The 12302-nt window shown below is 62.4% G+C and carries 13 protein-coding genes; 12 read left to right on the forward strand and 1 reads right to left on the reverse strand.

What is annotated here, in order from left to right:
* The first annotated feature begins 272 nt into the window (after positions 1-272).
* The 11 genes from B4400_RS22105 (at position 273) to B4400_RS22155 (ending at position 10022) form a co-directional block, all read left to right on the forward strand.
* On the forward strand, positions 273-2447 hold the full coding sequence (locus tag B4400_RS22105) for a glutamine synthetase III family protein (RefSeq protein ID WP_078312878.1): 2175 nt from the start codon (positions 273-275) through the stop codon (positions 2445-2447).
* A 44-nt stretch (positions 2448-2491) separates the two neighbouring features.
* Positions 2492-2704 (forward strand): hypothetical protein, encoded by a 213-nt coding sequence (locus B4400_RS22110; RefSeq protein WP_139360361.1) that lies wholly within the window; start codon positions 2492-2494, stop codon positions 2702-2704.
* A gap of 215 nt (positions 2705-2919) precedes the next feature.
* The gene (locus B4400_RS22115; RefSeq protein ID WP_078312876.1) at positions 2920-3495 is read left to right on the forward strand and encodes a hypothetical protein; all 576 of its coding nucleotides are present in this window, start codon (positions 2920-2922) and stop codon (positions 3493-3495) included.
* Positions 3496-3512: 17 nt separating this feature from the next.
* Positions 3513-4256 carry an APH(3'') family aminoglycoside O-phosphotransferase gene (locus B4400_RS22120; protein WP_170915078.1) on the forward strand — a complete coding sequence of 248 codons (744 nt, stop codon included), beginning with the start codon at positions 3513-3515 and terminating at the stop codon, positions 4254-4256.
* Between the two features lie 46 nt (positions 4257-4302).
* On the forward strand, positions 4303-4659 hold the full coding sequence (locus B4400_RS22125) for an ArsR/SmtB family transcription factor (RefSeq protein WP_078312874.1): 357 nt from the start codon (positions 4303-4305) through the stop codon (positions 4657-4659).
* Entirely contained in the window at positions 4656-5294 is a 639-nt protein-coding gene (locus B4400_RS22130) for an SRPBCC family protein (RefSeq protein WP_078356038.1), read from the forward strand. Before B4400_RS22125 ends, B4400_RS22130 begins: the two co-directional genes overlap by 4 nt.
* Before the next feature lie 36 nt (positions 5295-5330).
* Positions 5331-5846 (forward strand): VOC family protein, encoded by a 516-nt coding sequence (locus tag B4400_RS22135; protein WP_078312861.1) that lies wholly within the window; start codon positions 5331-5333, stop codon positions 5844-5846.
* The gene (locus B4400_RS22140; protein ID WP_078312860.1) at positions 5843-7306 is read left to right on the forward strand and encodes an FAD-binding protein; all 1464 of its coding nucleotides are present in this window, start codon (positions 5843-5845) and stop codon (positions 7304-7306) included. Before B4400_RS22135 ends, B4400_RS22140 begins: the two co-directional genes overlap by 4 nt.
* A 122-nt stretch (positions 7307-7428) precedes the next feature.
* The gene (locus B4400_RS22145) at positions 7429-7827 is read left to right on the forward strand and encodes a hypothetical protein (protein ID WP_078312859.1); all 399 of its coding nucleotides are present in this window, start codon (positions 7429-7431) and stop codon (positions 7825-7827) included.
* 114 nt (positions 7828-7941) lie between these two features.
* The gene (locus tag B4400_RS22150; RefSeq protein ID WP_078312858.1) at positions 7942-9309 is read left to right on the forward strand and encodes an ABC1 kinase family protein; all 1368 of its coding nucleotides are present in this window, start codon (positions 7942-7944) and stop codon (positions 9307-9309) included.
* 83 nt (positions 9310-9392) lie between these two features.
* Complete coding sequence (locus B4400_RS22155) at positions 9393-10022, forward strand: TetR/AcrR family transcriptional regulator (RefSeq protein ID WP_078312857.1); 630 nt, start codon at positions 9393-9395, stop codon at positions 10020-10022.
* Between the two features lies 1 nt (position 10023).
* Here the strand turns inward: B4400_RS22155 and B4400_RS22160 are convergent, their stop codons facing one another.
* On the reverse strand, positions 10024-11535 hold the full coding sequence (locus tag B4400_RS22160; protein ID WP_078312856.1) for an ABC1 kinase family protein: 1512 nt from the start codon (positions 11533-11535) through the stop codon (positions 10024-10026).
* A gap of 247 nt (positions 11536-11782) precedes the next feature.
* Here B4400_RS22160 and B4400_RS22165 point away from each other — a divergent pair, with 247 nt between their 5' ends.
* Positions 11783-12259 (forward strand): type II toxin-antitoxin system Rv0910 family toxin, encoded by a 477-nt coding sequence (locus B4400_RS22165; protein WP_030097979.1) that lies wholly within the window; start codon positions 11783-11785, stop codon positions 12257-12259.
* Positions 12260-12302 lie beyond the last annotated feature (43 nt).

Raw genomic sequence — 12302 nt, forward strand, 5'->3', positions numbered from 1 at the left:
GCATTCCTCCTTGACGGCTCGGAAAGGTGCACGGCCTAAGAGCCGCGGCGAGAAGAATGCGCAGCAGATATGTCAAACACAGCTCCCACATGTTGCGTCTCCGTGAAGTACTCAGCACGAGCCGAAGTCCGCACAGCATGCCCAGGGGAGATCCACAGCTCGGCATTCTGCTGTTGATGTACGGGAAACATGCCGGTTATCGGTTGTCCCTAACGTAGCCACGTTGGTCGCCCGCGAATCAGATGCGGGCACGTCACAGCGATAGGAAGTCAATGAGCGGAAATGCTGTCCGGCTGCAGGCGATCAATAATGTCGAGGCCTACGTGCCGCCGGCAATCAGCTTCGTGGTCGGTGAAGAGCCGGGTGAGGTGTTCGGCGCGAACGTCTTTAGCAAGGCCGTGATGCAACAGCGGCTTCCCAAGTCGGTCTACAAGTCGGTGACCGCCACAATCGAGCAGGGCGCCAAGCTGGACCCGGCCGTCGCCGATGCCGTCGCGTCGGCGATGAAGGACTGGGCACTGGAGAAGGGTGCGACGCACTACGCGCACGTCTTCTACCCGTTGACCGGTCTGACCGCGGAGAAGCACGACAGCTTCCTCGAACCTGTCAGCGACGGTGCGACTCTGGCCGAGTTCGCGGGCAAGACCCTGATCCAGGGCGAGCCGGATGCGTCCAGTTTCCCCAGCGGCGGGCTGCGCAACACCTTCGAGGCGCGGGGATACACCGGCTGGGACGTCACCAGCCCCGCATACATCCTCGAAAACCCCAATGGCAATACTTTGTGCATCCCGACCGTGTTCGTGTCGATGACCGGTGAGGCTCTCGACCACAAGACCCCGCTGCTGCGCAGTCAGCAGGCGATGGGCGAGCACGCCGAGCGCATCCTGAAACTGTTCGGCCACAGCAGCTTCGATCACATCGTGTCCTTCTGCGGTCCGGAGCAGGAGTACTTTCTGGTGGACCGCCACTTCTTCCTGGCTCGCCCCGACCTGATCAACGCCGGTCGCACGTTGTTCGGCGCCAAGCCGCCGAAGGGCCAGGAGTTCGACGACCACTACTTCGGTGCGGTGCCCGAGCGTGTTCTCGGTTTCATGATGGATACCGAGCGTGAACTGTTCAAACTCGGTATCCCGGCCAAGACCCGGCACAACGAGGTCGCGCCCGGCCAGTTCGAGATCGCCCCGATGTTCGAGCGCGCCAATATCGCCTCGGACCATCAGCAGCTGCTCATGACGACGTTCAAGACGATCGCCAAGAAGCACGGCATGGAGTGTTTGTTCCACGAGAAGCCCTTTGCCGGAGTCAACGGTTCGGGCAAACACGTCAACTTCTCGCTGGGGAACTCGCAGTTCGGCAGCCTGCTGGTGCCGGGCGATACACCGCATGAGAATGCACAGTTCCTGGTCTTCTGCGCTGCGGTGATCCGGGCCGTGCACAAATTCGGTGGGCTGCTCCGGGTTTCAGTGGCTTCAGCCACCAACGATCACCGCCTCGGCGCTAATGAGGCCCCGCCTGCCATCATCTCGATTTTCCTCGGCGATCAGCTAGCAGATGTGTTCGAGCAGATTGCCAAGGGTGCGGCAACCTCGTCAAAAGGCAAGGGCAGCATGATTATCGGCGTCGACACCCTCCCAGTCCTGCCCACCGATCCAGGCGACCGCAACCGCACCAGCCCGTTCGCCTTCACCGGCAACCGCTTCGAGTTCCGCGCACCGGGATCGATGCAGACCGTGGCAGCGCCGATGGTCACGATCAACACGATCATGGCCGAATCGCTCGACTACATCGCCACCGTCCTGGAGAAGGAGGTCGCCGACGGCACGGACTTCGACAAGGCCGTTCAGCAGCTCCTCACCGACATCATCACCGAACACGGTGCGGTGGTGTTCAACGGCGACGGCTACTCCGAGGAGTGGCAGACCGAGGCGGCCGTTCGCGGCCTGCCGAACCTGAAGACCACCTTGGACGCACTGCCCGAGCTGATCAAGCCGGACGCCCTCGAGCTGTTCGACAAGTACAAGGTCTTCAACGACCGGGAGATGCACAGCCGTTACGAGATCGGCCTCGAGCAGTACGCGCTGACCATTCACGTCGAGGCGAAGCTGTCCTTGGAACTGGGTTCGACGGTGGTGCTCCCCGCGGCTGTGCGCTACCAGACCGAGATCGCCCAGAATGTCGCCGCGCTGAAGGCCGCCGGGGTTGAACCCAGCACCACCTTGTTGGAGGACGTGTCGGCTCCCATCTCCGATCTGATCAACGCGCTCGCCGATCTCAGAAAGGGAGTCGAGAGTGACTTCGCGACCACCGCGCTGGAGGAGGCAGAGCACGCCCAGAGCCTGCTGCCGGCGATGGATGCGGTGCGTGCCGCCGCCGACGTTCTCGAGGGGATAGTGGCCGACGATCTCTGGCCACTGCCGACCTACCAGGAGATGCTCTACATCCTCTAAGACACGGCACGCACTTCTGCCGTCGCACCCCGTTTGTTCGGGGTGTGACGGCAGAAGTGTTGTGCGGCATATCAGCCGCTTGCGCGTACGCGGTCGGTGAGGTCGCCGTCCTGCAGATTGAGCGGGAGCAGGTCGAGACACTGGTACACCGCAACCCCTTGCTCATGCAGGAGTTTGGCCGCACGATCGAAGAACGAAGGGCCAACGTCCGCCGGGCCATCACCACCGGCGAGCTCGCTCAGAGCCACCGTGACTAGGCCCAGTCAGGTCCTGGCCAACAGGGGCGGTGCCTGCGTATGCCGCATGTAGCCGCCTATGTGTTATCTGACCACCTACGTGCAACGTAACATCCATCACATGTTTGCTACTGATGCGACGATCGTTTCGATCGTCGGGCATTCGGGGTTTCTGACACACGGACAGCCCGGCAGTTCACACTTCCGGCCCCGTCCATGAGACGGTATCTCTCACTATGGATAGCGAGGCAAGTGTCCACCAGTACCTCTCCTACGAGGAGTTCGGCAGGGCGTTCTTCGAGATAGCCGTCAGCGAAGCCCGGGTAAAGGCCGCGGTCGCGTCGATCGCCGGCGAGCCGTTCGAGGTCGGCCCGATGGCCCAAGGGCCTGGCAAAATCGCGAAGGTTACCGCGAAGGTCCAGATCCTGGACCCGATCGTCACCCGGAACGGCGGGGAGATCATCACCTTCGACATCCAGGTGCCGCTGGCCATCGATCTCTTGATCGACCTGAAGCTCGACAAGAGCCGGTTCAACGTCGCGGGCAACATCAACCTCAAGGCGACCGCCCGCGCCGCCGCGCCGTTGCAGCTGATCATCGATGTCGCGCCGCCCGGCCCCTCGGACATCACAGTCGACGTGTCCTCGACCACCATCCGTGGGGAGCTGCTACGCATTTTGGCGGGGGTTGACCAGCTCATCAGCCGGTTCATCGCCAAATACGTCGCCAATGAGGTCGACAACCCCAAGGCCATGGCGGCTCGCACGATCGATGTCGCACACCGACTCGATTCGGCCTGGACGGGCGTTTGATCGACCTCTCGGCCTGGATGCCCGTCACGACGGGGGAGTCCGGAGCCTTGGTCTACCGGTCGCCCGAGGGCTCGCGCTACGCGAAAGTGGGCGGCGACAGCCTCGAGGACGAACGAGATCGCATCGAATGGCTTAGTGCTCAAGATGTCCCGGGCCCGACCGTTCTCGACTGGACCACAGGGGCCGGCGGTCCGGTGCTGGTCACCGCGGCGGTCGAGGGCATACCGGCCGATCAGCTCCACGCGGAGGACCTGGACAGGGCATGGCCTGCCATCGCCGATACGGTGCGGCGGCTGCACGCGATACCGACAGCCGACTGTCCCTTCACGCGGGATCTCGCCGCCACCATGGCGCTGGCGCGTGACGTGGTGGCCCGCGACGCCGTCAACCCGGACTTCCTGCCCGACCGGGATCGTGCGGTTCCTGCGGCCGAGCTCCTGGCCCGCGTCACCGGCCAGCTTCCTGAACGCTTTGCCCAGGAACCCGGTGACCTGGTGGTGTGCCACGGTGACCTGTGCCTGCCGAACATCCTCATCGTTCCGGCAGATTTCTCGGTGGCCGGACTCATCGACCTCGGCAGACTTGGGCTGGCCGACCGACATGCGGATCTCGCGCTGCTCTTCGCCACTTCCCGCGAGACCTGGCCCGAAGACACCCGCGCCGGCACGGCGCGCGCACGGTTCCTGAACAGCTACGGAACACCTGCGGACCCTGATCGATTGGAGTTCTACCTGCAGCTCGATCCGCTCACCTGGGGTTAGTATTTCATGCTTGACTTATATAAGTAGAACCTTCTAATATCGCGGTGTGCACGCCTTCGACATCCTCGGGGACCCGGTGCGCCGCCGCATTCTGGAGCTGATTCACGCGGGGGAGATGACCTCCGGTGCTGTCGCCGAGGTAATCCGCTCGGAATTCGCGATTAGTCAGCCCGCCGTATCGCAACACCTGAAGGTATTGCGCGACAACGGATTCGCGACAGTTCGCACCGAGGGAACCCGCCGTCTCTACAGCGTGGACACCGCGCCGCTGCGCGAGGTGGATCGCTGGCTGGATACCTTTCGCCGCAACTGGACTCCACATCTGGACGCACTCGGCACCGAAATCGCTCGCGGCAGGCGTCAACGCCGCACAACCACCACGCCCAAGGAGAGTGCCTCGTGATAGACGTCGAACACCAGCTCAACGCCGTCCGCCGCACCGTCGGCACCACGACATTCGAGGCGCGTGCGGCGCGCGTCGTGACCGTCAGCCAGACCTACGACACCGATGCCGAGAACCTATGGGATGCCTGTACCAATGTCGAACGCATCCCGCGCTGGTTCCTGCCGATCACCGGGGACCTATGTCTGGGGGGTCATTACTCCTTGGAGGGCAACGCATCTGGAACAGTGCTAGCGTGCGATGCACCTCATTCGTTCAGTGCGTCCTGGGAAGCCATGGGAGTCACCAGCTGGATCGAGGTGACAATCACGCCCGAGTCCGGCGACCGGGCCACCTTCACTCTCGAACACATCTCCGATATCAACGACGATGATGAGCACTGGTTGCAGTTCGGTCCCGGAGCTGTCGGAGTCGGTTGGGATTCCGGGCTTCTCGGCCTGGCCGGATACATCGCGTCGCCCGATGATCGGATAACTCCCGAGGAGGGAGCGGCGTGGGCGGCGGGCGATGAGGGGCGTGCGTTCATGGCCGGATCCAGCGAACGGTGGTACGAGGCGGCCGTCGCCTCCGGCATGGACCCGGCGCAGGCCCGGGGCATGGCTGATCGCACCACGCAGGCCTATACCGCGGGCTGAAGTGGTCGGCGCCACAGCGGACGCTACTATCGGCCCATGACCACATCGGCAATGCCGCCGGATGTTTCTGGATTTGGACGCGTCACCCAAATTGCTTGGGTTACTGATGATCTCGACGCCACGGAAGGCATGCTCAGTGCCGTATTCGGGGTCAAGAAATGGACACGAATTCCAGATGTGCACTTCGGCCCCGACTCGTGCACCTATCGCGGTGCGCCGGCCGACTTCACCGCGACCATCGCGCTGAGCTACCTCGACGACATGCAACTCGAACTGATCCGGCCGGTCAGCGGGACGAGTATCTATACCGAGTTTCTGGAACGGCATCCCGCGGGACTGCACCACGTATGCATGGAGCCAGCCGACCTGGACGCGGCACTCGCTCACGCGACGGCACGCGGCATGGAAGTGGTACAGGACGGCGTGATGCCCGGCGGTATGCGCTTTGCCTACCTCTCGGCACCCGCGGCCGCCTTGCCGTACATGGAACTGGCCTTCGTCCCGCCCGAGATCCGGGCGTTCTACGACTACATCAAGAGTGAGCAGGCATGAGCGCAGCGATACCGGAAACCGTAGCGGTCCAGGACATCACCGAGTGGTCTGACGAGGTAGAAGTGCTCGTCATTGGCTTTGGCATGGGCGGTGGATGTGCCGCCGTCTCGGCCGCCGAGGCCGGTGCGCAGGTGCTTGCACTCGAACGTGCCGCCTCCGCGGGCGGAACCACCGCGATGGCCGGCGGGCACTTCTACCTGGGCGGCGGCACGGCCGTTCAAGAGGCCACCGGACACGCCGATAGCGCCGACGAGATGTACAAGTACCTCATGGCGGTATCGCCGGATCCTGATCCGGACAAGATCCGGTTGTACTGTGACGGGAGCGTCGAGCATTTCAATTGGCTTGAGGCACTGGGTTTTCAGTTCGAACGCAGCTTCTACCCGGAGAAGGCTGTCATCCAGCCCAACACCGAGGGGCTGATGTTCACGGGGAACGAGCTGGTGTGGCCCTACCGAGACCAAGCGGTCCCCGCGCCGCGCGGGCACAAGGTCCCCAAACCCGGCGACACCGGTGGTGCGGGCATGGTCGTGGACCTTCTTGCCCAGCGTGCCGGCGAACTCGGTGTGCCCATTCGCTACGAGACCGGGGCCACGGCGCTCATCCTCGATGATGCGGGCGCGGTGGTCGGCGCGACCTGGAAGCATTTCGCCGAAACCGGTGCGATACGGGCCAAGTCGGCGATCATCGCGGCGGGAGGATTCGTGATGAACCCCGCCATGGTGGCCGAATACACCCCCAAGCTCGCCGAGAAACCGTTCGTACTCGGCAGCACCTACGACGACGGGCTGGGCATCAGGCTCGGGGTCTCCGCGGGCGCCGATACCCGCAACATGAACCAGATCTTCGTGACTGCGCCGGTCTACCCGCCATCGGGTCTACTCACCGGAATCATCGTCAACAAGAACGGTGAACGGTTCGTCGCCGAGGATTCCTACCACTCCCGGACCTCTGGATTCGTGATGGACCAGCCCGACAGTGCGGCATACCTGATCATCGATTCCGAACACATGGACCGACCGACGCTGCCGTTGACGCCATTCATCGACGGATGGGAGACCATCGCGGAAATGGAAGAGGCGCTGGGCATCCCGGCGGGAAACCTGGAGAAGACGTTGCAGCGGTACAACGAGCATGCTGACAGGGGAGAGGACCCGGACTTCCATAAACACCCGAAATACCTTGCCGCGCAGGGAACTGGCCCCTGGGGTGCGTTCGACCTGACCCTCGGCAAGGCGATTTATGCGGGGTTCACGCTCGGCGGTCTTCGCACGGACGCGGATGGCCGTGTGCTCACCGCGGCCGGTGAGGCGATATCGGGTCTCTACGCGGCGGGCGCCAGCGCGTCGAACATTGCTCAGGACGGCAAGGGTTACAGCAGCGGAACGAGGCTCGGCGAAGCTTCATTCTTCGGACGGCGAGCGGGTTCGCACGCGTCAGCACGGGTATCTGCCCGTTGAGTAGACGTGGCGTGCTATGTGAGCCCGGTCACAAAAGTGCATCAAATGCTCGCTCGACGGGGTAGCCGGTGGGCGACCGTGGAACCGTCACTTAGGCTGGGCGCAACGGAAAGGTGACTCCAATGGCGGAGGTCTATACCAGTAACGGGAATCGGCCCGCACCGGCCCGCAAGATCCGCAAGCTGGCCAACGTCGCGCTCAACATCGACGGCACCGTCGGCCACATCGAATCGATGGCCGTCGAGGTGCACGACCTCACCGACCGAGTGGGTTCAATGCTCGACCACCTGGACTCCAGTCTGGAGCGACTGGACGACTCCCTGGACTCGCTTAACCTCACCTTGAACGATCTCGCCAAGACCACCTCAACCCTGGCTAACACGATGACGAGTCTTGAGACCCTCATCGACGTCGTCAACCCGCTCATTCGCGTACTCAAGGTTGCGCTCTACCCCACGAAGATCGTGCTGGACTTCGCCGACGACCGGATCGCCCAGGTCGAACGCGCCCTGAACCGCTAGGCCCTTCCTCATTCGTCCGCACTCGACACTCACCGCATTTGATTAACATACATACCGGATTGTCGGTAATGTCTCACCGATAGCGACGATGAGGTGAGGACGAAGGGAGTCGCGGTGAGCGATACATCCGATCAGCCGCGGCGGCCCCGGAAGCTCGACCCGGTTTCCGCTGAGATTCAGTTCGATCGGCTGGCCGCGACGGCAGGACAGCTCCTCAAGGCGGGATCACGAATCCTGAGCCAACGCCCCACGGAGCGCGACCTGCGTCAAGTCGTCGCCAAGGAAATGCGCCGGTCTTTTGCCGAACTAGGCCCCGCCTACGTCAAGTTCGGACAGCTCATCGCGTCATCTCCGGGGATGTTTCCCGAAGACCTCTCCGCGGAGTTTCGGTCGCTGCTCGATCAGGTGCCGCCGGCGAATCCACAGACCATCCGTTCCATGCTTACCGCCGAGCTCGGCGCACCACCCGAGAATGTATTCGCCTCATTCGATGAGGTTCCTTTCGCTTCAGCCTCGATCGCTCAGGTGCACAAGGCGACGCTCAAGGACGGCACCGCGGTCGTCGTCAAGATCCAGCGCCCCGCGATCCGTACCCGACTCGCCGCCGATCTGCAGATCCTCAAGCAAATCGCCCGGGGCCTGGAACTCACCGAGATGGGCCGGATGTCGAACATCTACGAGGTGATGCAAGATTTCGAGGCCAACCTCGCCGAGGAACTCGATTTCACCCTGGAAGCACGGGCCATGCGTGACTGGACCGCTGGCCTTGCCGGCTCCAAGTACGCACCGAAGGTGCGAGTGCCCCAACTCTATTCGGAGCTGTGTACCGACAAGGTGCTCACCATGGAGTATGTCGAGGGCATCCGGATCGACAACGCAGATGAGATTCGCGCGGCCGGATTCGACGGCCCCGAAGTGGTCAAGACCCTCATGCTCACCCTTTTCGACTCGGCGTTCGCCGCGGGCACCTTCCATGGCGATCTGCACGCCGGAAACCTGATGGTGGACCCGCAAGGGCGAATCGTATTCCTGGACTTTGGAATTGTCGGCCGTCTCGATCAGCGGACCCGCAAGACGTTGCGTGAGCTGATCGGCGCCCTCATCATCGAGCCCGATGACGAGGCGGCCGCGCGAACACTGATCAAACTGGGCGCCATCGACCCCGGCGCCGATCCCGCCAAGGTCGCCGCATCGCTACGAAAAGTCACCCGCCCCATGGGCACCTCATTGGGGAAGATTTCCTACGGCACGATCGGACGACAGCTCACCGCACTGGGTCGCGAGCATGACGCCATCCTTCCCAAGGAATTCATCCTGGTGGGCAAGCAACTACTCTACGTCGAGCGATACACCAAACTGCTTGCGCCCGAATGGCAGCCGGTGGGTGACCCGGAAATCCTCACTTACTTCGGCGCCTTAATATCGGAGTACCAGCAGGCCCGGGAAGAAATCGAGGACAGCAAGGGCGGGGCCGAAGAATGACACGCACCGCTGGAAGTCCCGCTCGGTCTGCCGCCCGCAATCATCGCTCCGGGCGAAGGACCCAGGAGGAACGCAGCGCCGCCATGCGGAGCAGGCTCCTTGACGCCACCGTGGACTGCCTCGTCAATTACGGATACGCGGGCACGACGACCACCCGTGTGGCACAGCGCGCCGGCGTCACCCGCGGCGCACTGGTGCACCATTTCCAGTCGAAATCCGAGCTTCTCGGAGAATCGGTGCGGCACCTGGCGTTCAAACAGGGCCAGGAAATCCTCTCCGAGCTCATAGCGCTGGACCGCGAGAGCGACACCGATTTCATCAGCCGCTGTCTGGATGCGCTCTGGAGGATGCATCAGGGGTCGATGTTCGTCGCCACCATGGAACTGTGGATCGCCGCACGCACCGATCCCGAATTGTCCGCGCAGATGGACCAGTTTGAATTCATTGTCATGCAACAATTCTCAACGCTGGGCCAGTCAGTAAGCCAGACCGCCGAGGAGTTGCGTGTCATTCGCAACATCACGCTCACCGCGATGGACGCTGTTCGCGGAATCTTGGTCAACAGCATGACGGCACCGCAAGAAGTTCGCGATCAACGTTGGGGACGCGCCAAGGCGATGCTGCTGAACATCGTCGAGTCACCGACAGTCGGTGCGCCGCTCGACTCCGCGTTGCGCACAATAGACCCCGGAAAGCTCAGTCTTTCCGACTGATCTACTTCGACTCTCGCGCTGCCGCTTCCTCCATGCGTGACTGCTCGGCCTGGATGACCATGTTCCCGAAGTACCCGATGAACGACGGATCCGAAAGCAGGGCCCAGTCCGGCGCCAGCAGCTTCATGTAGCGCTCCACGTACAGAAGTTGCTTGGAGATCAGCACCAGCTCCCGCGGAAGCCGCACGTCGTACTCCTTGGCCATCACCGCCAGCTGCTTGCCGAGCTGGCCGTACGAGATCGCCGAAAGCTTGGCCTGCTGTAGGGGATTAGTGAAATCGGAGATCGTCTTGGCGGCAGTGGTGGAGTCGACGGCCTTCCCCCGATCTCCGATGGCGCCGAGCTTGTAGATACCGCGACTGACCGCAGCATGATCATTCTTCACAAACAGGTCGACCATGATCTCGGTGAAGATCTTGCGGCTACGTTCATCGATACGCCCGACGATCCCAAAGTCCAGGAACACGATTCGCCCGTTCGAGTCCACCAGCAAGTTGCCGGCGTGCAGATCACCGTGGAAGAGCCCCTTGTGAAATCCGGTCTCGAACAGTGAATAGACGATGGCCTTGACCAATCCGACTCCGTCGAATCCGGCCGCGGAAAGCTCGCCGACGTTGTCGATCCTGATGCCTTCGACGTACTCCATCGTTAGCACACGTTCGGTGGTGTACTCCCAGAAAACCTTGGGAACACGCACCTTATCGCCATACTCGGTGTCCGCCAGGCTCGCAATCCACTGCTCCATGGCGTGCCCTTCGGCCGCGAAATCAAGTTCCTCGTTGAGGTTCTGCTCAAAGTCCTCAACGATTTCGGGCGCATTGCTCGCACGTCCCAGATCGGTCTTGACGATCAAGCGGGCGAGACGCCCGATGATCCGAACGTCGGCGGCCAACCTGGTGCGGATCTTCGGCCGCTGAATCTTCACCACCACCCGCTCACCCGATTTGAGCGTCGCGTGGTGGACCTGGGCGATTGACGCAGAGGCAAACGGATGGTCGTCGAATGTCGCGAATATTGTTGCGGGATCAGCACCCAACTGGTCACGCAGCGATTGGCGAATCAACTCCGGGGACGCGGGCGGAACCCTGTCGAGAAGCGTGCGGAACTCATTGGACAACGTTTCCGGGAACACGCCGGGGGATGAGGCGATGAGCTGGCCGAGCTTCACATAGGTGGGGCCCATGAGTGCGAAGGTGCGGCGCAGCTCATGGGCGGCCCGTACTTCAAGTGTTCTTCCGCGCCGGGGTTTGGTCAGCAGGCGCGCTCCCGATCCAGCGAGCCGGGCGACAACGACGCCAAACCTCCCGGCCTCCACCCGAAATGGCGGGGGATTCAGTCTGACCCGCGGGCGTGTGATCTCGATATCGATCGCCCCGCTCTTCGGCGGCGAATTCACCGCCGCGGCGGGTGGTTCCGAGGTAGATTCCGGGACGACGGGCTGTTGTCTCCCGTTCTCGGACATTCCGGCAGCGAGGGGCGCCGCATCGTTGCCCGCGCCCTCGGGGGTGGTCATGAGCGCCACTGTAATACATACGAGCACAGTTGTATGTAACGTGCGCTGGGCTACCGATCGGTAGCCACCGAATCGGGCTCAGGTGCCCACAGGCCTGTCGGTATTTGACCGTCATGCACCTGCATTTAGTCAGCCCGCCGTGCGAGATCTGCGGTAATTGCATCTTACATACACGAGGGTATGTATGTTACGTTCGGAACTGTTGGCATCATCCGTGCCAGACCACTGACAAAGGAGTCTTTCGCCCATGTCCGAGCTGCACTCCAGCATTGATCTCCCGTACAGCATCGACAAGCTCTGGTCCGTGTTGCCGGACCTCAACAAATACGACGAGTGGATGACCATCCACACCGGATTCAAGGGCGATGTCCCCGCAATCGAGGACATCAAGGTCGGCACCAAGTTCTCCGAAATCGTCACCCTGATGGGCATGGCCAACACGGTCGAATGGACCGTGCAGGAGTTCACCCCGGCCGACGAGGTGCTGTCCGCCAAGAAGGGTGCCTTCAAGCTGGGCGGCACGGGCATGGCCGGCGTCGAGGCCATTATCAAGTCAAGCGTCGAGGAAATCGACGCGGACAACACCAGAGTGAACGTGGACTCGTCCTTCACCGGGCAGATGCTCACCGGAGCGATCGGCACGGCCATCGACAAGGCAGTGCAGGAGGAGCTCGAAAACTCCGTGGCCCGACTCAAGGAATTGCTGGCCAAGGAGCTCGGCTAACGAGCCCATGTGCCGGGCCCACTGATGTCGATCACTTTCACCG

Origin of the sequence: Mycobacterium sp. D16Q13 (assembly GCF_002013375.1) — a bacterium.
Lineage (GTDB): Bacteria > Actinomycetota > Actinomycetes > Mycobacteriales > Mycobacteriaceae > Mycobacterium.

Bases quoted from the DNA above. Each gene is read 5' to 3' on its own strand.
- B4400_RS22105 (WP_078312878.1), top strand. From the start codon at position 273: ATGAGCGGAAATGCTGTCCGGCTGCAGGCGATCAATAATGTCGAGGCC.
- B4400_RS22115 (WP_078312876.1), top strand. From the start codon at position 2,920: ATGGATAGCGAGGCAAGTGTCCACCAGTACCTCTCCTACGAGGAGTTC.
- B4400_RS22120 (WP_170915078.1), top strand. From the start codon at position 3,513: ATGCCCGTCACGACGGGGGAGTCCGGAGCCTTGGTCTACCGGTCGCCC.
- B4400_RS22135 (WP_078312861.1), top strand. From the start codon at position 5,331: ATGACCACATCGGCAATGCCGCCGGATGTTTCTGGATTTGGACGCGTC.
- B4400_RS22140 (WP_078312860.1), top strand. From the start codon at position 5,843: ATGAGCGCAGCGATACCGGAAACCGTAGCGGTCCAGGACATCACCGAG.
- B4400_RS22145 (WP_078312859.1), top strand. From the start codon at position 7,429: ATGGCGGAGGTCTATACCAGTAACGGGAATCGGCCCGCACCGGCCCGC.
- B4400_RS22155 (WP_078312857.1), top strand. From the start codon at position 9,393: ATGCGGAGCAGGCTCCTTGACGCCACCGTGGACTGCCTCGTCAATTAC.
- B4400_RS22160 (WP_078312856.1), bottom strand. From the start codon at position 11,535: ATGACCACCCCCGAGGGCGCGGGCAACGATGCGGCGCCCCTCGCTGCC.
- B4400_RS22165 (WP_030097979.1), top strand. From the start codon at position 11,783: ATGTCCGAGCTGCACTCCAGCATTGATCTCCCGTACAGCATCGACAAG.